General features: G+C 36.0%; 17 protein-coding genes and 1 other RNA gene. 10 read left to right on the forward strand and 8 right to left on the reverse strand.

Annotated elements, in window-relative coordinates; genetic code table 11:
- Positions 1-5 precede the first annotated feature (5 nt).
- The 3 genes from AB1278_RS05645 (at position 6) to rpoN (ending at position 5,520) form a co-directional block, all read left to right on the forward strand.
- Positions 6-1,709: a helix-turn-helix domain-containing protein gene (locus tag AB1278_RS05645; protein ID WP_411413542.1), complete on the forward strand. Its 1,704-nt coding sequence runs from the start codon at positions 6-8 to the stop codon at positions 1,707-1,709.
- 738 nt (positions 1,710-2,447) lie between these two features.
- Positions 2,448-3,896 (forward strand): asparagine--tRNA ligase, encoded by a 1,449-nt coding sequence (gene asnS / locus AB1278_RS05650; protein ID WP_202841064.1) that lies wholly within the window; start codon positions 2,448-2,450, stop codon positions 3,894-3,896.
- Positions 3,897-4,056: 160 nt separating this feature from the next.
- Entirely contained in the window at positions 4,057-5,520 is a 1,464-nt protein-coding gene (gene rpoN / locus AB1278_RS05655; RefSeq protein ID WP_330747466.1) for an RNA polymerase factor sigma-54, read from the forward strand.
- Between the two features lie 49 nt (positions 5,521-5,569).
- Here rpoN and AB1278_RS05660 read toward each other — a convergent pair whose 3' ends face one another.
- The 3 genes from AB1278_RS05660 to AB1278_RS05670 are packed head-to-tail and all read right to left on the reverse strand — an operon-like array spanning position 5,570 to position 8,412.
- Positions 5,570-7,195: an AMP-binding protein gene (locus tag AB1278_RS05660; RefSeq protein WP_429812973.1), complete on the reverse strand. Its 1,626-nt coding sequence runs from the start codon at positions 7,193-7,195 to the stop codon at positions 5,570-5,572.
- A gap of 58 nt (positions 7,196-7,253) precedes the next feature.
- A complete protein-coding gene (locus AB1278_RS05665; protein ID WP_343639565.1) occupies positions 7,254-7,928 on the reverse strand; it encodes a beta-carotene 15,15'-monooxygenase in 675 nt (224 codons plus the stop codon).
- A complete protein-coding gene (locus AB1278_RS05670; RefSeq protein ID WP_002976998.1) occupies positions 7,921-8,412 on the reverse strand; it encodes an RNA polymerase sigma factor in 492 nt (163 codons plus the stop codon). Before AB1278_RS05670 ends, AB1278_RS05665 begins: the two co-directional genes overlap by 8 nt.
- 188 nt (positions 8,413-8,600) lie before the next feature.
- Between AB1278_RS05670 and rnpB the strand changes: the two genes are divergently transcribed.
- Positions 8,601-8,924: RNase P RNA component class A (rnpB, locus tag AB1278_RS05675), an RNA gene on the forward strand.
- Between the two features lie 98 nt (positions 8,925-9,022).
- Here the strand turns inward: rnpB and AB1278_RS05680 are convergent.
- Entirely contained in the window at positions 9,023-9,892 is an 870-nt protein-coding gene (locus tag AB1278_RS05680) for a polyphosphate kinase 2 family protein (protein ID WP_343639563.1), read from the reverse strand.
- A 244-nt stretch (positions 9,893-10,136) separates the two neighbouring features.
- Positions 10,137-10,601 carry a DUF1573 domain-containing protein gene (locus AB1278_RS05685; protein ID WP_110010053.1) on the reverse strand — a complete coding sequence of 155 codons (465 nt, stop codon included), beginning with the start codon at positions 10,599-10,601 and terminating at the stop codon, positions 10,137-10,139.
- A gap of 128 nt (positions 10,602-10,729) precedes the next feature.
- Between AB1278_RS05685 and AB1278_RS05690 the strand changes: the two genes are divergently transcribed.
- From AB1278_RS05690 to AB1278_RS05710, 5 genes are all read left to right on the forward strand, one after another.
- Positions 10,730-13,345, forward strand: coding sequence for a valine--tRNA ligase (locus AB1278_RS05690; RefSeq protein WP_343639560.1), 2,616 nt, complete (start codon positions 10,730-10,732; stop codon positions 13,343-13,345).
- 86 nt (positions 13,346-13,431) lie between these two features.
- Positions 13,432-14,067 carry a DUF4241 domain-containing protein gene (locus AB1278_RS05695; RefSeq protein ID WP_343639558.1) on the forward strand — a complete coding sequence of 212 codons (636 nt, stop codon included), beginning with the start codon at positions 13,432-13,434 and terminating at the stop codon, positions 14,065-14,067.
- 67 nt (positions 14,068-14,134) lie between these two features.
- Entirely contained in the window at positions 14,135-15,025 is an 891-nt protein-coding gene (locus AB1278_RS05700) for a PfkB family carbohydrate kinase (protein ID WP_411413544.1), read from the forward strand.
- 90 nt (positions 15,026-15,115) lie between these two features.
- Entirely contained in the window at positions 15,116-15,961 is an 846-nt protein-coding gene (locus AB1278_RS05705) for an alpha/beta hydrolase family protein (RefSeq protein WP_343639554.1), read from the forward strand.
- Entirely contained in the window at positions 15,958-16,602 is a 645-nt protein-coding gene (locus AB1278_RS05710; RefSeq protein WP_110010048.1) for an HD domain-containing protein, read from the forward strand. Before AB1278_RS05705 ends, AB1278_RS05710 begins: the two co-directional genes overlap by 4 nt.
- On the opposite strand, the gene AB1278_RS05715 is transcribed toward AB1278_RS05710, so the two are convergent.
- Positions 16,599-17,846 (reverse strand): hypothetical protein, encoded by a 1,248-nt coding sequence (locus AB1278_RS05715; RefSeq protein ID WP_429812981.1) that lies wholly within the window; start codon positions 17,844-17,846, stop codon positions 16,599-16,601. The two genes, AB1278_RS05710 and AB1278_RS05715, sit on opposite strands and share 4 nt — an antisense overlap.
- Before the next feature lie 68 nt (positions 17,847-17,914).
- On the opposite strand from AB1278_RS05715, the gene AB1278_RS05720 reads away from it, so the two are divergent.
- Complete coding sequence (locus tag AB1278_RS05720; protein ID WP_110010046.1) at positions 17,915-18,508, forward strand: hypothetical protein; 594 nt, start codon at positions 17,915-17,917, stop codon at positions 18,506-18,508.
- A 43-nt stretch (positions 18,509-18,551) separates the two neighbouring features.
- Here the strand turns inward: AB1278_RS05720 and AB1278_RS05725 are convergent, their stop codons facing one another.
- The gene (locus tag AB1278_RS05725) at positions 18,552-18,782 is read right to left on the reverse strand and encodes a hypothetical protein (RefSeq protein ID WP_137905090.1); all 231 of its coding nucleotides are present in this window, start codon (positions 18,780-18,782) and stop codon (positions 18,552-18,554) included.
- 115 nt (positions 18,783-18,897) lie between these two features.
- On the reverse strand, positions 18,898-19,788 hold the full coding sequence (locus AB1278_RS05730; protein ID WP_202841052.1) for a DUF72 domain-containing protein: 891 nt from the start codon (positions 19,786-19,788) through the stop codon (positions 18,898-18,900).
- Positions 19,789-19,872 lie beyond the last annotated feature (84 nt).

Raw genomic sequence — 19,872 nt, forward strand, 5'->3', positions numbered from 1 at the left:
TACTAATGTTATTGGTTATTGGGAATGTGTTTTTTCATGCACAAACCAATAATGCTGAAAAAAATATTCCCGAAAAACGGTCTTATGACAAATTGGAAAAAGAATTCTACAGCCATGTCGGGGATGTGAACAGTAAAAGCATTGCAGAAAGCTATCTTAAAAAAGCAAAATCTGAAAAAAATACGATTCAGATTGCTGAAGGATATGTTATGCTCCATTTTGGTGAAACTCTGCCCATTGCATTAAAATATCTTGACAGCTTACAACAGATCACCAGGAATTCCAAAGAAAATATATATCCGGCCAGAATTTATCTTTTAAAAGGGAATCTGTATTTCAGAAATGATAATCTTCAGGCTGCATTGAACAATTATATTTTAGGTCTGAAATATGCAAAAGAAAAAGGAAATAAAAGGCAGATTGCCATGGCACATATCAGTATTGCCTCCCTTAATAATTATATTGGTAAACACGCTGAGACAGCTAAAGTTTTAAGACATTATGCGTATGATACCGATTATATGAATGAAGATGAACAGAAATCTCTTAAGTTGAATCTGGCAGACGCCTATATAGAGATCAATAAAATGGATTCTGCTTATACATTGATACAGGAAGGCTTACTGGATTCCAGAAAAAATAAAAATCTTTACCGATATTACCAGAATCTTGGGCTGCTGGGATCTTACCATCTGCATTTGAAAAATTATCAGAAAGCAATTAACGCCTTATTGGAGTGCGAAAAATATTTCTTTACAAATACTAATGATAAAAGAGACCAGAATTACACTCTTTTATACCTGGGAAAATCCTATGCCGGACTTCAGGAAAAAGAAAAAGCAGCAGGCTTTTTCCACAGGATCGATTCTTTGGTTCTTAAAACGAATTATATTTATCCCGAGCTGAGAGATGTATATACTTACCTCATTGATCATTATAAAGAAAATAATGATATAGAAAAGCAGCTGTATTATGTGGACCGGTTTTTAAAGGTGGATCAGGTACTGTATACACAGTTCAGGTATATTTCCAGAGAGCTTCCCAGAAGATATGATACTCCGGAACTGCAGCAGGAGAAAGAGGATATTACCAATGAACTTACAAAAAGAAAAAGCCTCTTTTATATTGTGTTGAGCCTTTTGTTGATTTCGCATTTGCTGTTTATCAACGTTTATTTTAAATATAAAAAATCTGAAAAGAACTATAAAAAGATCGCTCAGGATCTTATTCAATCCGTTAATGAAAACAGGGTAGGGAGAAAAAGTGACGGGGAAATTAAAAAGGAAATTTCATCAGAACCTCTTCTCACAGAAAATACAGAAGATAAAACATCAAGAACTATTTCTGAAGATATTGCCAGGAATATTTTACATGAACTTGAGATATTTGAAAGCAAAGATCAGTTTTTGAATAAAGGAATCACGTTGGGAAGTCTGGCCAAAAAAATAAAAACAAACTCAAAATATCTGTCAGAAATTATCAATACTTACAAAGGGAAAAACTTTGCAACCTATCTCAATGATCTTCGTATTGATTATGCCATCAGCAGACTGGCCAATGACAAAAAATTCAGGTCTTATAAAATTCCTTTTATCGCCGAAGAATTAGGATATAATAATGAACAGGCTTTCACTTTAGCCTTCAAAAAAAGAACCGGAACACCACTTTCTATCTACCTGAAAGAAATTGAAAATATGTCTGTGGATTAATTTAATCGATTGATTTTCAGTTTAATATTATTTATAGATTCATGATTTTAGGTATATAAATTTATGAATCTATAAACCATTCCCTTGTATCATTATTTCACTTCCTGCATCTTTGCTTCAGGTAAAAACACAATCATTTATTTTGTATGTGCACAATACAAGATATCAGTTTCAAACTCCTGATTATTTAAAATCCAGGTCTGGAATTGTATCAGAAAAAGAATAACAAATGAGGGTAAAAACAGAAATAATAACCAGAAAATTAAATGTAAATAATGAAGTACTTGTTTAGAAATTTAGAATATAAAGTGTAGTGATTATTTAAAAATCATTAAACAGTATAAATCCGGTGAATCCGCCACAGTTTAAAAGTATAGTATAGTCTAAAAATGGATGTAAGCCCCGGTAATGACCACGAACGTATCATCTAAAAACTAATAACCATTTCAATAACTAATTCCATGAAAACTCAGAATAAAATCATATTTTATTCTTTTTAAAAGTGATCGTGTAAGTGTTCATTCCGGGTATTCCGGATTTTATTGAAGTTCAGGATAATATTGAGTGGAAATGTACCTGAAAATGCAGAAGAGTCCGAAGAAGAAAAGGTGAATTTCCTGAACTGAGAGTTTAAATACCAGTTAAATGATTTTTAAAGACAGCGCAATCATCAAGTTGCGCTGTTTTTTTGTAACTTTGCAGACATTAATTTTTATATAAAAAATTTATCATCAACAAATGAAAAAGCAAACGATCAAAGAAATCCTAAAGGATTACAAGAAAGTATTACATCATGACATTACTGTTTACGGATGGGTAAGATCCTTCCGTGCTAATCGCTTTATTGCGCTTAATGATGGTTCTACGATTAATAATTTGCAGATAGTTGTTGATTTCGAAAATTTTGATGAAGCAATCATCAAAAATATCAGTACGGCTTCTTCCCTGAAAGTGGTAGGAGAAGTGGTGGAAAGCCAGGGAGCAGGACAATCTGTGGAAATTATTGCTAAAAAGATCATTATTTTAGGAGATAACTTTACAGAAGAACTTCAGAGTACAATTCTTCAGCCTAAGAAACACAGTCTTGAGAAACTTCGTGAGCAGGCTCACTTAAGATTCAGAACAAACCTTTTCGGAGCGGTGTTCAGAGTGCGTCATGCAGTAAGTTTTGCTGTTCACTCATTCTTCAACCAGAATCAGTTTTTCTATATCAACACACCGGTAATTACAGGAGCAGATGCAGAAGGAGCAGGTGAAATGTTTGGGGTAACCAACTTTGATCTGAACAATATGCCGAAAACTGAAGAAGGTGAAATTGATTTTGCACAGGATTTCTTCGGTAAAAAAACAAACCTTACCGTTTCAGGACAGTTGGAAGGAGAAACTGCAGCTATGGGATTGGGAAGAATTTATACATTCGGACCTACTTTCCGTGCTGAAAATTCCAACACGACAAGACACCTTGCCGAGTTCTGGATGATTGAGCCGGAAGTGGCATTCAACAACCTTGAAGATAACATCGACCTTGCGGAAGATTTCTTAAAATATGTGATCCAGTATGTATTGGATAACTGCAAAGATGATCTTGAGTTCCTGGATAACCGTTTTACAGAAGAACAAAAGACAAAACCGGAAAAAGAAAGAGCAAAAGAAGGTCTTATCGAAAAACTTCAGAATGTGGTAGCGAAGCGTTTCAAGCGTGTAAGCTATACAGAAGCAATCGAAATTTTATTGAACTCTAAAGAAAATAAAAAAGGAAAATTTGTGTACCCTGTTGAAAAATGGGGAACAGACCTTCAGTCTGAGCATGAAAGATATCTTGTTGAAAAACACTTTGAAAGCCCGGTAGTATTATTTGACTATCCGAAAGAAATCAAAGCTTTCTATATGAAACTGAACGATGACAACAAAACCGTTGCTGCTATGGATGTTCTTTTCCCTGGTATCGGTGAAATCATCGGAGGATCTGAGAGAGAGGCAAGATTAGATGTCTTAAAACAGAAAATGGCAGATATGCACGTAGATGAGCATGAACTTTGGTGGTATCTTGATACCAGAAAATTCGGTTCTGTGCCGCATGCAGGCTTCGGTTTAGGATTGGAAAGATTGGTTCTTTTCGTAACAGGAATGACGAATATCAGAGACGTAATTCCTTTCCCTAGAACACCCAAAAGTGCTGAATTCTAGAACAATAAAAAAAGCCTTAATCACAAGTTAAGGCTTTTTTTATTCTTTAATAGTTTATTATATTAGGACAAGTAATGCAAAAATCATGCTAAATATGTTTTTTATCAAATAAATTTATTAAATTCGTAGAATATGTTATGTTAAAACGCCAAATAAGAATATGCTTAAACAACACTTACAACTCAAATTAGGACAGAAGCTGGCCCCTCAGCAGATTCAGTTGATGAAGCTTATTCAGCTTCATACTCTTGAATTTGAAGAGGAGTTGGAGAGGGAGTTGGAAGAAAACCCAGCTTTGGAAATTGCAAAAGAAGATTCTAAGGAAGATGACTATTCTTCCCTTGAAGACGCTTATCAGGATGAGGGTACAGACAGCATTGAGACAGATTTCGACGTCAACGAATATATCTATGACGATGAACCCAGCTATAAAACCGCATCCAGCAACTATTCTCCGGATGATGAAGAATTTGATAACGAGAGTCTTTTAACGGAAGGACAGTCCTTATATGATTATCTTACAGAACAGATTCACCTGGTGAATATCGGTGAGGAAGATCTTAAGATTGCAGAATACCTTATCGGAAATTTAGATACAGACGGATACCTGAGAAGAGAGATCAAATCAATTGTTGATGATCTTGCCTTCTCACAGGGAATCTATACCACGAAAGAAAGAGTGGAGGATATCCTTGAAAATTATGTTCAGAAACTGGATCCGCCGGGAGTAGGAGCAAGAGGTCTTCAGGAGTGTCTTTTACTGCAGATCGAAAAGAAAGTAAGCTCTGATAAAGCTGTTTCTTTGGCTGCCAATATCTTAAGACATCAGTTTGAAGCTTTAACCAATAAGCATTATAACAAGATCATTCAGAAATATGATATTGAAGAAGATGATCTGAAAGATGCGCTGGATGAAATTTCAAAATTATCTCCGAAAGTTGGAGGAAACTTTGATACCCAGACGATTACGATCAATCAGGAAATTATTCCGGATTTTGTGATTCAGGTGAAAGACGGGCAGGTAATTCCTATGCTGAACAGCAAAAATGCGCCTACTTTAAGAGTGTCTGAAGAATATAAAGATATCCTGACAACCTATTCCCATGATAAAAACTCATCGGAACACAAGCAGGCTGCTTTATTTATCAAGCAAAAACTGGATGCTGCAAAATGGTATATTGATGCGATTAATCAACGTCAGAATACCTTATTACAAACAATTACAGCGATTGTAAAGTTCCAGAAGGATTATTTCATTACAGGTGACGAAAAGTCCCTGAAACCAATGATCTTAAAAGATGTTGCTGATATTACAGGTTTTGATATCTCTACCATTTCAAGGGTGGTAAAAAGCAAGTATGCAGATACGCCTAACGGAATTGTATATCTTAAAGATCTGTTCTCCGACAGCTTAACCAATGACGATGGAGAAGAAGTTTCTACCAAGGAGATCAAAACCCATCTTCAGGAAGTGATCAGTAAAGAAAATAAAAGAAAGCCGCTTACAGATGATGCGTTGGTGGTGATCCTGAAAGAGCAGGGCTATAATATTGCCAGAAGAACGATTGCAAAATATCGTGAACAGCTCAATATTCCTGTCGCAAGATTAAGAAAAGAACTTTAAAATATAAAAAAAGCATTTCACAGTCTGAAATGCTTTTTGTTTTTTAATTTTAGCCCTGCTTTACATGTTCCAGCCCCAGCTCTCTCATTGAAATTTCCCTCATTTCCACCTTTCTTATTTTTCCGGAAATGGTCATTGGGAATTCATCTACAAATTTCCAGTATTTCGGAACTTTATAGTGGGCTATCCTTCCTTTGCAGTATTCCTGAAGTTCTTCTGCCGTGATGGTAAATCCTTTTCTCACCTTTATCCAGGCCATTACTTCTTCCCCGAATTTCTCACTCGGAACACCAATGATCTGAACATCCAGAATGTTGGTATACGTATATAAAAAGTCTTCAATTTCTTTAGGCGAAATATTTTCTCCGCCACGGATGATGAGGTCTTTTATTCTTCCAGAAATAGTAATATAACCATCTTGGTCCATTACGGCCATATCTCCGGTATGCATCCAGCGGGCATCATCTAGTACTTTCTTTGTATTTTCAGGATCATTCCAGTATTTCAGCATGACAGAATATCCTCTGGTGCAAAGTTCTCCATGCTCTCCACGTTTTAAAGTCCTTCCGTTTTCATCAATGATTTTGATCTCAAGGTGATCCTGAACGGTTCCTACAGTGCTGACCTGCTTTTCCAGCGGTGTTCCTATTAAAGTCTGAGTAGATACTGGTGAAGTTTCCGTCATCCCGTAGCAGATGCTCATTTCTTTAATATTCATAAGGCTTTCCACTTTTTTCATAATCTCCGGAGGGCATACGGAACCAGCCATAACACCGGTCCTTAAACTTGAAAAATCATAGCTGTCAAAATCTTTTACTGCCAGTTCCGCAATAAACATGGTCGGCACGCCATACAAAGAAGTGCATTTTTCGTGTGAAACAGCTTTTAAAGTAATCTCCGGATCAAAGCTGTCATTCGGAATTACCATACAGGCTCCGTGAGCTGTGCAGCACATATTTCCGATAACCATCCCAAAGCAGTGGTAAAAGGGTACCGGAATGCAGACGCGGTCTTTCTCAGTATATTTTAATCTGATCCCGATAAAATAACCGTTATTGAGAATGTTATGATGAGAAAGTGTGACCCCTTTCGGGAAACCGGTTGTTCCGGAAGTATATTGGATATTAACAGGATCGTCAAACTGTACATGTTCTTCAAAACTGTGAAGTACTTCGTCTGAAATTTCCTGGCCGTTATTCACAAAATATTCCCAGTTTTCATCAAAGAATATTTCATGCTCCAGGGTTGGACAAACTTCTTTTGCATATTCAACCATTTCTTTATAATTGCTGGTTTTAAAGCTTAAAGAAGAAAAAATAAAACGAACTTCGGACTGATTGAGTACATAGGTCAGTTCATGAGTTCTGTAAGCCGGATTGATATTCACTAAAATAGTTCCTATCCTGGCAGTGGCATACTGTAAAAGTACCCACTCATAACGGTTGGAAGACCAGATCCCGATTCTGTCACCTGCTTTTGCTCCTAAAAACAATAAAGCTTTTGCAACAGCTGTGGTCTGATTGTAAAATTCCTGATAAGTCGCTCTGTAATTCTGATGAACGCAGACAAGTGCTTCCTGATGAGGGTATTTTTCGACAGTACTTTTAAGATTGGCTCCGATGGTCTGTCCTAATAATGAAACGTCAGAAGTTCCATACACATAAGATAAGGGCATAGTTTAAGATTTGGTGGAATAAAATTAATGATTATATCCCGAACTATGCCTATGTATATTAATTTTCCTGAGAATCTATCTCTTTAAGCTGCTTCAGATTTTTATCAAGCTTTTTAATAATAGTACCATATACCAGTCTGTAATAAACCCAGATCATAGAGATTGCCAGTAGTGTGCTGACAGTAATTCCAACAATAATGATGGTGAGACTGGAGCTGGTAGGCTGTATATTCTGGGAATCTAATATATATAATATAAAAGCGATCAGCACAAAAGTGAATAGCAGCAGCAATACAATGCTGATCAGAATAAAGGCATTCACCGTTCTTTTGAACTTGATGATTCGTGTGATAAGCCCTTTCAGATTTTCCTCGATCTTTATTTTCCGGTAATTCTGATAGAATTTCAAGACGAAATAAGCTGTAATCAGCAAGCTTAAGATTTTTATAGCCAGATAGGCATGGCCGAAGTTGCTTTCTATTTCAGGAGCCTCCTGTGCACCCAATCTTGTCAGCATTTTACGAAAACTTTCCGACTCTTCTTCCTGAAAAAAGTAGAACAACCCAAATACAGAAAAGAACAGGAATTCAATAACGCTGATCCAGAAAATATACTTCACATAATTACGTGATTTTCTATTCAACATCTGAAGAATCTCCTTGTTGTCATATTTAGGCTGGACAGGTTGTTCCTGCCATGTTTTCTTAAAGCTATCTAAATCAAATTCAGGCATATTTTTCCATCTGTTCTTTAAGGGTTTTCTTTAATCTGTTCATTTTTACACGTGCATTAACTTCAGTGATTCCGAGGTTTTCTGCAATGTCCTTGTAAGGCAGATCGTCAAGATACATCATGACAATGGCTCTTTCTACATTAGGAAGAGTCTTGATTACCGTATACAAAAGTGATACCTGCTGCTGTTTTTCGTCATCATCTTCCACAAAATCTCTGTGGTTGATGTCAAGCTCATTGGTAGGAAGACTTTTGCTTTTTTTTCTAAAGAGGGTAATGGCTGTATTGAGCGCTACACGGTACATCCATGTGGAAATTTTGGAGTTTCCTTTGAAAGAATCATAACTTCTCCAGAGCTGTAACACGATTTCCTGGAAAAGATCCTCTTCATCTTCCAGAGAATTGGTATACAAACGCGATACTTTAATAATCAGTCCCTGATTATCTTTGATAAGCTGCGCAAATTCTTTTTCTCTGGAATCCATAGATATATAATGGCACGAAGATAATAATAAACTGGTAATTAGGGGAAAATTATCATGTAAAATAGTAAAAAGGTAAAAAAATGCAAGAATAGTATTGATACATCCATATCGTTTACGCAGCACTAACACCATTTAGCCATTTTACCGTTTTGCCTTTTTACCACAAAATTTGTGTACCTTTGCATCTGCGAGAAAATCGGCTTGTTGATTTCCTGTTTACAGGAGGTAGGAAAGTCCGGACACCATAGAGCAGCAAAGCGGATAACATCCGTCACCCGTGAGGGTAGGACAAGTGCAACAGAAAGCAGGTACAGTTCGGCTGTAGTGAAACCAGGTAAACTCTTTGCGGTGCAATGATAAGTATATCGGTTCTTTTCAGCAATGAAAATAGGGGCGGCTCGTCCTGAAAGCCGAGGGGTAATCAGCTCAAGTATTGCAGCAATGTAATACGTAGATAAATAACAGGCACTTCTTCGGAAGTACAGAATCCGGCTTACAGATTTTCTCGTGGTTTTTTTTAAGCTGGAAGTCATAGGCTTGAAGAATGAAGTTTCTCAAAACGTAATGATTTTAAATCTCCGTCTTCACGCTTCCATCATCCAACCCTATTTTATTCACTTTCCAATTGTCTTTTGGATTCCTGTAATTCCTGTCTGTCCTTATCGGAAAGAGTAGGATATTTGAGATTCATTTTCTCCAGGGTATCAATAATAATCTGAATAGCTGCTACTCTTGCAAACCATTTACTGTCTGCCGGGATTACATACCATGGAGCATAATCTTTTGATGTTTCATTGATGGCTTCCTCATAAGCTTCCATATATTGGCCAAACAACGCTCTTTCAGGAAGATCTCCGGCAGAGAATTTCCAGTTTTTTTCCTGTTCATCAATTCTGTCCAGAAGTCTTTGTTTCTGTTCATCCTTAGAAACATGTAAAAATATCTTCACAATAGTAGTTCCATTCTGTGAAAGGTGCTTTTCAAAATTGCGGATGCTCTCATACCTGTTTTCCCAGAATTTGCTGTCAAAATCTTTTACGGAAGACCATGTCTTTTCACTCAGATTATATTCAGGATGTACTTTACAAACCAAAACACTTTCATAATGAGAACGGTTGAAAATCCCGATCATTCCTTTCTGTGGCAGTGCAAGATAATGCCTCCATAAAAAATCATGAGAATATTCTTTCGAGCTGGGTGTTTTAAAACTGGTTACATTACATCCCTGAGGATTTACTCCTCCGAAAACATGCTCAATCATACTGTCTTTCCCTGCTGCATCCATAGCCTGTAATACCACCAGCAAGGACTGGCTTCCGTCAGCATATAATTTTTCCTGCAGCTCACGAAGTTTTTCCTTCTCCTGAATCAGCATTTGCTCTCCTTCTTCTTTAGTGAGCTTTCCATTATAAGATGTTGATGCCTTTTTTATCGAAAATTTTCCGTTTACCTTAAAGTTATCTGAGAAATCGGTGTCCATAATTTTTTTTATTTAAAGATAAAAGTAAAAAGATAAAAGTAAAGATGTTATTACAATTCAATAGGGTAGACCTTAGCCCAGCCATTTAAAAAAGACCGGAGGAGCTAAAATCTAAATCATATATATGATCAGCGTTCATACATTTACTGCCATCTATTACCTATCATCTTCCACCTAATCAAACATAAATGTAATAAAAAAACCGCCTCAATAGAGACGGTTCTTTTATTTTTTTGAGTAGAGCTTACTTTGCAGCAGTCTTTTTTGCAAGTTTTGCAGCTTTTTTCTCAGCTTTGGCAGCCTCTTTCTGCTCAGCAGGAGTCAATACTTTTGGTTCAGGAGCGTTAGCATCTACGTTACCTTTGATGTAGATTACACTTCTGTTGTTTGCAGGATCATTAGAGAAAACCTCAATCATTTTGTTGAAAGGGCCAGGGATCGCTGTATTGTATCCAACCTTGATCTTAGCAGACTTTCCAGGCATGATAGGGTCCTGGCTGAATTCAGGAGTTGTACATCCGCAAGAAGGTTTTACATTTGAAAGAATCAAAGGCTTATCCCCTGAATTCGTTACTGTAAAGAATCTTGTACCATCAGCATTAGGCTTGATAGTACCATAATCGAAAGTCGTTTTATCAAATGTAATGGTTTGTGCAGATGCCAGAGCAAATGTCCCGAATAGTGCAATTCCTGCAATTAATTTTTTCATATTCTTGAATGTTAATACGTTTGTTAGATAAATTTTGTGAAACAAAGTTAAAAATTATTTTAATTCATGCTTAAAAATTTTTTTCTTTAGACTATTTTTGCAAATTGCAAGCCAAAGAAATAGAATTTATGCAGATTTCAGAAAAGTACAATCCACAGGAAACAGAACAGAAATGGTACAATTACTGGCTGGAAAACAAATATTTCCACTCAGAACCTAACGACAAACCACCCTATACCGTGGTCATTCCTCCGCCAAACGTGACGGGAATACTACACATGGGGCATATGTTGAACAATACCCTTCAAGATGTTCTGGTCCGCCGTGCAAGAATGCGCGGGTTTAATGCTTGTTGGATTCCGGGAACAGACCATGCTTCAATTGCTACTGAAGCTAAAGTTGTTGCTAAATTGAAGTCTGAAGGAATCAATAAGTCAGATATTACCCGTGAAGAGTTTTTAGCCCACGCATGGGACTGGACTCACAAATACGGAGGAACTATCCTTGAGCAGTTGAAAAAACTGGGATGTTCATGTGACTGGGACAGAACCCGGTTCACTATGGAAGATAAACTTTCGCAGCAGGTTATCAAAAGTTTCGTAGACCTATATAATAAAGGACTCATCTACAGAGGCTATAGAATGGTGAACTGGGATCCGGAAGCGAAAACGAATATCTCTGACGAAGAAGTAATCTTTAAAGAGCAAAACGGGAAATTATATTTCCTTAAATATAAGATTGAAGGTTCAGAAGAGTTCCTTTCAGTAGCGACTACACGTCCTGAAACTATTTTTGGGGATACAGCAGTATGTATCAATCCGAATGATGAAAGATATGCACACCTGAAAGGTAAAAATGTAATCGTACCTATCGTTGACAGAGTAATCCCGATTATTGAGGATGAATATGTTGATATTGAGTTCGGAACAGGAGCTTTGAAAATTACTCCTGCACATGATATCAATGACTATGAGATAGGGCAGAAACATCAATTAAAAATGATTGATGCGCTGGATGATGACGGAAACCTTAATGAACATGGTTTACATTATGCAGGGAAAAACAGATTTGATGTAAGAAAGCAGATTGCAAAAGAACTTGAAGAAAAAGATCTTTTGCTGAAAGCTGAAGACTACGTAAATAAAGTAGGAACTTCCGAGAGAACTGGCGCGGTTATTGAACCTAAAGTTTCAGTACAATGGTTCCTAAAAATGTCTGAAATTGCTAAACCCGCTTTGGATGTAGTAATGGATGATGAGGTTAAGTTCTATCCTGAAAAGTTTAAAAATACCTACAAGCACTGGATGGAGAACATCCGTGACTGGAATATTTCCCGTCAGTTGTGGTGGGGACAGCAGATTCCTGCTTATTACTATGGAGAAGGAGAAAATGATTTCGTAGTGGCAGAAACTAAAGGTGAAGCTTTAGAACTGGCAAAACAAAAAACAGGAAATTCGGATCTGACTGCAGAAAACCTTAGACAGGACGACGATGCATTAGACACATGGTTCTCATCATGGTTATGGCCAATGTCTGTGTTTGACGGATTGCTTGATCCTGAAAACAAAGATATCAACTATTATTATCCTACTTCTGATCTGGTTACAGGTCCGGATATTATTTTCTTCTGGGTAGCCAGAATGATTATGGCCGGATTGGAATACAGAAAAGAAGTTCCGTTTAAAAATGTTTATTTTACAGGAATTGTAAGAGATAAGCAGAGAAGAAAGATGTCAAAATCTTTAGGAAACTCTCCGGACCCTCTTGAATTAATGGACAAATATGGAGCAGATGGAGTACGTGTAGGAATTCTATTGAGTTCTGCAGCTGGAAATGACCTTCTTTTTGATGAAGATTTAATGCTTCAGGGAAGAAATTTCATGACGAAAATCTGGAATGCATTCCGTCTGATCAATATGTGGAATCATGAAGATAAGCCAGCTATTGAAACCGATAATCAGGCTATTGAGTGGTTTGAAAACAAGCTTAATAAAACAATTGCTGAAATTAATGATCAATTCGAGAAATTCAGAATTTCTGATGCATTGCATTTGATCTATAAATTAATTTGGGATGATTTTTGCGGTTGGTATCTTGAAGCGATTAAACCTAACTATGGCGAAGGAATTTCTAAAGAAGTATATCATAAAACGATCTATTTCTTTGAAGAATTGATGAAGCTCCTTCATCCTTTCATGCCATTCCAGTCTGAAGAGATCTGGCAGTTGATTTCAGAAAGAAGTATTGATGATGCGCTGGTTATTGCTCAACAGAAGAATGCAGAAAGCTTTAATGAAGAAGTAATTAAAAACTTTGAAATCACAGCTGAATTGATTTCAGGAGTTAGAAACTACCGCCAGACAAAAGGAATATCACCAAGAGAAGCAGTTGAGGTTTATACCAATGCATCTGAATTTGCCAATGAAGCTGTAGTAAGAAAGCTTGCTAATGTTTCTGATATCCATTTCGGACAGAAAACTGATAAGCCGAGTTTTACCTTCCTGGTAGGAGCAACTGAAGTTTCTATTCCTTTAAGTGAAAACTTAGATTTAGGAGAGGAAAAAGCTAAAACTGAGGAAGAACTGAAATATTTGAAGGGATTCCTGGTTTCAGTAGAGAAGAAGCTTTCCAATGAAAAATTTGTTGCGAATGCAAAACCAGAAATCGTAGAAGTAGAGCGTCAAAAGCAAAAAGATGCTCAGGATAAGATTGCGATCCTTGAAGAAAAACTGAAAAGTTTATAAAGTATAGACAATAAATTTTGTCAAAATCTCAGGCTGGGTACAGATGAAAATTGTATCCAGCCTGATGGTTTAAAAGAATAAATACAATGACACATATAGAAAACATACAAAAACTATTCTCGAAAGACTTTGTAGAAAGTCCGTTACTTGAAAGTTTTGAAGTAGGAAAGATTTACCTTTCCAGCGGGAAACTGGTTGCCTGTGATCCCTTGATCACCAATGATATGCTACCTTTTACTACAGAATTTCCAAAAGGAGATTTTTCGGTAATGCTTCATAAAGAAAGAGAAAGTAACTGTGTGGCCTATGCAGAGATTATATTCAGTGATTCTGAAATTAAAGAATGGAAACTGGCAACTACAGCAGGACAGAAAATAAAAGATCTTGAAGAAGGAGAAGTGTTTGGATATCCTGTGGAAAGCGGGATGGGATGCCTGATGGATGTCGATACCCAAAACAGTCTTAACGAACTGGAACAGAGATTGTATCAGAATAAAGGAGGAGATTTTATGGGAATCTATGAAGAGTTTTTCCATGATTATTTCTTTGATGAAAACGGTGCCATAGATCAATATGCCTTTCTTAAACCGGCAAAAGAACATCCTGGAACCATCTTTGCTTTTGAAACCGGATATGGAGAAGGATTTTATGCCAGCTATATCGCTTATGATAAAGATCAACAACCCGTGAAAATAATTACTGAATTTATTGAGATAAGTTAATTTTAAATTAGTTATTTTTGAGACACAATTTTGTCAGTTATAAATTTTAAAGCTAATACAAAACACAATGAATTTCTCATCAGAACAGCCTCGTATTATTGTTGTGGGCAGCTCATCGATAGATTTGGTTCTTGAAACCGAAAAACTCCCTTTGCCTAACGAAACCGTCTTAGCTGTCAAATCAGATAGTTATTTTGGAGGCAAAGGTGCTAATCAATCAGTAGGTACAGCCAGGTTGGGAGCAAGTGTATACTTTATCGGATGCGTTGGGATGGACCCTCTTGGACAGCAGATCATGAGGAATCTGGTAAGCGAAAATGTAAATGTAGGATTTGTTCATGAAACAGATAAAGAAGCTACGGGAACTGCCTATGTGACGACTTCTCACGGAAATGCGGCAATTGTTGTAGTACCTGCAGCCAATAAATATCTCAGCAAATCGCATATAGACGAAGCAGAGAAATATTTCAACACCACCGATCTTGTGCTTGTACAGCTTGAAGTCTCCATGGATGTCGTAGAGCATACCGTTAAGAAAGCTAAGAAATACGGGAAAAAAGTAGGATTATATGCCTCACCTGCCATGAGAGTCAGTCAAGAGATCTTAGAAATGGTCGACTTTATTGTGGCTAAGAGTAATGAACTGTATGTTATTTTTGGGGAAGAAAAAAGAGAAGAAGTTCTTAAAAAATATTTCAATAAGGTATTTGTAAGGGATGACACCAATTCAACCATTTACTTTGATGGTACAGAAATGAAATATTACAGAAACGATAAAGACGAAAAAGTATATAAAATGGGAATGGGGGATGCATTTACATCAGGATTTGCCATTGCATTATGCCATGGGAATTCTATTGAAGATTGTGTGAAATTCGGGAATGAAGTTTCATCAAGGGTTTCCGGAGGTAAAGGCTCTCAGACAGGATTGCCAAGAATCTCAGATTTCTTTTCATAAAGCTATTTACGACATATCAAAAGTCTGAAACTTAACATAAAAATATAAGTAAAATGTCCACTTTTATAGTGGATTTTTTCTTTTTATACTATGGAAAAACTAATATTAACCACAGAAGACCATGTCACACTAACTGCCCATTTGTTTAAACCGGAAAGAGACCATGGAAAATTATTACTGATCAATTCGGCGACAGGGGTAAAGCAGCAGATCTATTTTTCTTTTGCCAGCTACTTTTGTGAACAGGGATTTACTGTCATTACCTACGACTATAGGGGAATTGGACTTTCCAAACCGAAAAATATGAGAGGATTCCATGGCTCAATGAGACTTTGGGGGTCAAAAGATTATAAAACGGTAACTCAATATATCAAATCAGAATTTAAAGACTATAAAAAGTACTGTTTGGGGCATTCTGTAGGTGCATTGATTCTGGGAATGAATGAGGATTCCAACATCTTTGAAGAATTTGTTTTTGTAGGAACTCAAAATGCCTTTGTAGGAAACCTTAAAGGGAGAACAAAAGTTGAAGCGTATTTAGGCTTTGGAATTGCGCAGCCTTTAACTACTTCACTGTTAGGATATTTTCCGGCGCATTGGTTTGGATTGGGAGAAAGTCTTCCAAAAAATTGTGCATATGACTGGAGAACCTTAATTTTAAACAAGAAATCAACCAACAAGCTGTTGGAAAAAATTGATGATTTTTCTAAAAATTTAACTCAGAAAGTATTTGTAATCCGGGCTGAAGATGATGTATGGTTAACGGAAAAAGGAGTATTAAGTTTATTAAATAATACCTATTCAAATCTTAAACCTACGTACAGACTGGTGGCTGCTTCAGAATCTGATAAAAAAGAAATCGGACATATTAATTTTTTTAGAAGTTACAACAGCAAACTCTGGGATATTATTTTAAATGAACTGACAGATAAATGAAAAGTACGATTGATAACACTGTAGCATTTGTAAAAGAAAAATTAGAAGGAGCAGAAGCCGGACATGATTGGTTCCACATTGAAAGGGTGTGGAAACTGGCTGCTCAGATAGCAGAAACAGAAGACTGTGACAAAGAAGTTGTAGAGTTGTCTGCCCTTCTTCATGATATTGCTGATCCTAAATTTCATAACGGAGATGAAACTATTGCTCCGAAAATATCGAGAGCATTTCTCGAAGGGCAGAATGTACCTGAAGAAACCATTCAGAAGGTTTTATTTGTGATCGAAAATATTTCGTTCAAAAACAGAGATCAGGCGCCTGTAAACCCACCCATTGAACTTCAGATTGTACAGGATGCAGACCGTATTGATGCCATAGGCGCTATTGGAATTGCCAGGACATTCAATTTTGGAGGTTTTAAAAATAACCTGATGTATCATCCGGATATGAAACCCAAACTGGGAATGTCAAAAGAAGAATATAAAAAATCTAACGGGACAACTATTAATCATTTCTATGAAAAGTTACTGCTTCTGAAAGATATGATGAATACTGAAAAAGGAAAAAAAATGGCCGAAGAAAGACATAATTATATGCTGAATTTCCTCGACCAGTTTTATAAAGAATGGAATGTAGATTAGAAAATGTTATATCCCAGAATTAAGGAAACAGATTTAAGATCTGCATGAGGAAGATCCTTATACAGAATGTTGGTACGGTTATTAAATCTTGCTTCTATACTGAATTTATTATTGTAAGTAAATCCAGCACCAAGTGAAGAACCTCTGAAACTTTGATTAGAAGCTAGGGCTATATTATCAAATACTTTTCCATCATAATCTACATCTATAGAAGATGGGGAACTTGTTTTTATGTTGAATATGTTGATGGCAGCATTAACAAATATTTTTGATTTATCATTCAAAAACATAGAATACCTTATCCCTACCGGAATATTAATAGAAGAATAACTATCCATGGTAATATTATAGAGATTGTCCTCTGTTCGGATAGTTGTTTTTTTATTAGTATATTGTGAGTACGTAGGTTCAAGAATGATAGACCACTTATTTTTGTTGAACGGTAAAACCAATTCAGCTTCTAGCCCTACTCTGAAATTCGATCTTGAAGAAAAGCCAGGGTTGTTGTAAGAATCCTCTAATTTTAACGGTGCATAAAAATTAATTCCCGGTCTGATAGCAAGATTGAATTTTGTCTGCTTTTTATTTTCTGTAAAATTCTGATCATTGATTTGATTAGTTGTTGAACCATCAGAATTTTTACTATTATAAGCCTTAAATATTTTTGTTAAACTAGACGCTGTATATTGTGTTCTGTTTACTAGTGTCTGGACATCACTGTTATCAGAAAAAATAGTTTTTAACTGATCAAGATATTGATCATTGGTAGCAACCTGGGAACTATTCCCATTAAAAAAATATTTCTTATAAATTAATGGATGGATGATCGCATCCGATTCAGAATAGAAATATCTTGTGATATGACCTTTATAAATATATAGTTTTTTATTTCCGGTAACGAGTTCTTTCAGGAATACTGAACTCTTTACAAGCTTTGGCTCTTTGGTATGGGAAAAACTGGAAATATCGTCTGATGAGTAGTCAATGTCACCATTATAAGTAACATATTTAACATCATTATATATCCCGAATTCCTTAATTGTAGTGGTTGTACCTTTATCTTCAGAAGAGTTTTCATCTGTTTTAAAAACAAAGCTGTCGGGATTGCTTACCCACCCTTTATTTTTGATCAGAACCTCTTTTTTTGTATTATTTTGGTCTATAATATACCCTTTTTCAAACTTCACTTGTGCATAAAATGAAGCTATGCTAAAGAAAATAAGGCCAGAAAGTGTTTTTTTCATGGTTATCTAAAGTTAAAATATGGGCGCAAATATAGATAAAATAGAGATAAGAAGTATCTTTGTAAAATATGACACTCATTATTTTCATAATATTTTTAGCTTCTGTTCTTTCCTTGGTTCTCTTTAAGGTTAAATCAGGAAGCGTGGCCAGATGGGCAAAGCTGTTTCGTATTGTAACGGTGGTTTTTTCAATTTCTGTTTTTACGTATTGGTTTATCAAGAAAAGTGCTGTGGCATTCGTGGATAATTCTGTGGGGCTGCAGGTGATTAATAAGCTTCCACAGGCATTAGACTTTTATTTAATCAAAGTAAATAAAACAGATCAGAACACTACTCTTGAACCTAAACATATCGGAAAAATACGCCCCGAGTACTACAGAATAGAGTACCTCAAAATGGATAAGTCTGATGAATATTGGATTGCAGGCTATCTTGGAAAGAAAAACCTTGTGTACTTTTCTCAACACTCTGTACCCAATAAAAATATCGACCAGATTGTAGAAGTGCAGAACTACATCAATCAAAGTATGAAGCTTTCTGATGCTGCCAAAAAACAGGTGGATGCTTATAATTATGAGAATACAAAGCTAGGTATCTGGATTACATTAGACTTCCTGCTCCTGTTTCTCAATCTCGTATTGCTTCTTAGAAAAAATAAATAAAAAAGGTAATGAGTTTCAAATACTCATTACCTTTTTGTTTCTATTAAGGATAATCCAGAATTTGCATAATCCGCTCTTTAAACTCTTCAGGACAGGCTTTAATCAATCTATCCTTATTTTGTTTACTGATTTCTTTGGGCTCAAGCCATTCAATCTTGTTGAAATTCAGACTGTGATTATCATATACTCTTTTTATCGTATGGTTTTCATAAAAAATATAGTCATCACCAAGCCAGTTGGTAGCAATACTAATTGTACAAATTTCCTTTTCCATGATTTATGTTTTAAAGTATAATGTCGAGTGAAATACATTATACTCTAATATATGAATTTTTTCGTTATGTAAAGGAATAAGCTACAGTCTATCTCCACATTGACTTTATATCATATTAAAAGAGGGTTCCGGTGCTTTCTGCTGCCATTTGCGGAATATGAATATCCGTTTTCCATTCCTCATTCACTTTTTTGATAAAATAAGCAGATAATAGAGGAGATGCTTTTTCAATATTCTGGTGTACAAAGAAGTAAAGGTTCTGAAGACCTTCTTTCTTCCATTTGGTAAGGTGCTTCAGCCAGTCATCCAGTCTTTCGTAGTCACTTTCTGCATTGGCTCCCACATAACGGATAAATGCGTTGGGTGTGGTAAGACGCATGTGAAGCATATCTCTTCTTCCTGCAGTATCTACAATGATATTGGTAATATTATGAGCTTCAAAGAGTTCGCATGTTGTATTAAGTATTTCTTCATCGGTAAACCATTCCGTATTTCGGAGTTCTATGGCTAACGGAACTTCTTTTGGCCATTCCTTTACAAACTTTTCCAGTCTGTCATAATCCTTAGGTTTAAAATTATCATGAAGCTGAAGGAAAGCCATTCCCAGTTTTTCATCAAAATTAATAACAGCGGAAGCAAAATGAGTCACAGGATCCGTCACATCAATCAGCCTTCTGAAATGGGAAACGGTATTTGTGATTTTAGGAAAGAATTTAAAATTTTCCGGTGTTTTTTCTTTCCAGGTTTTTACCTGATCCGGAGTGGGCATTCCATAGAAAGTAGCATTCAATTCGATAGAATTAAACTGAGTGGCATAATAGGTGAGTTCATCCTTGGTTCCTTTAGGATAGAATCCTTTGAGATCTGTTTTATTCCATTTTGCACACCCGATAGAAATATTTTCCAGGCCTTTTTTATTAAGGGCCAGTATTTCTTTCGTTCTGGGATGATCTTTAGGTAATGTGAAATCTATTTTTGATGGGTCTTCTACTTGTCCGAATTTCATATCTGTAGTTTTGGTATTAAACAATGAACACAAATATAAACCAAAAATCTCAGAGCATTCTATGATTTCTATGGAAAGTAATCA

The sequence above is a fragment of the Chryseobacterium sp. NRRL B-14798 genome, from assembly GCF_050470705.1.
In the GTDB taxonomy this organism is placed as follows: domain Bacteria; phylum Bacteroidota; class Bacteroidia; order Flavobacteriales; family Weeksellaceae; genus Chryseobacterium; species Chryseobacterium cupriresistens.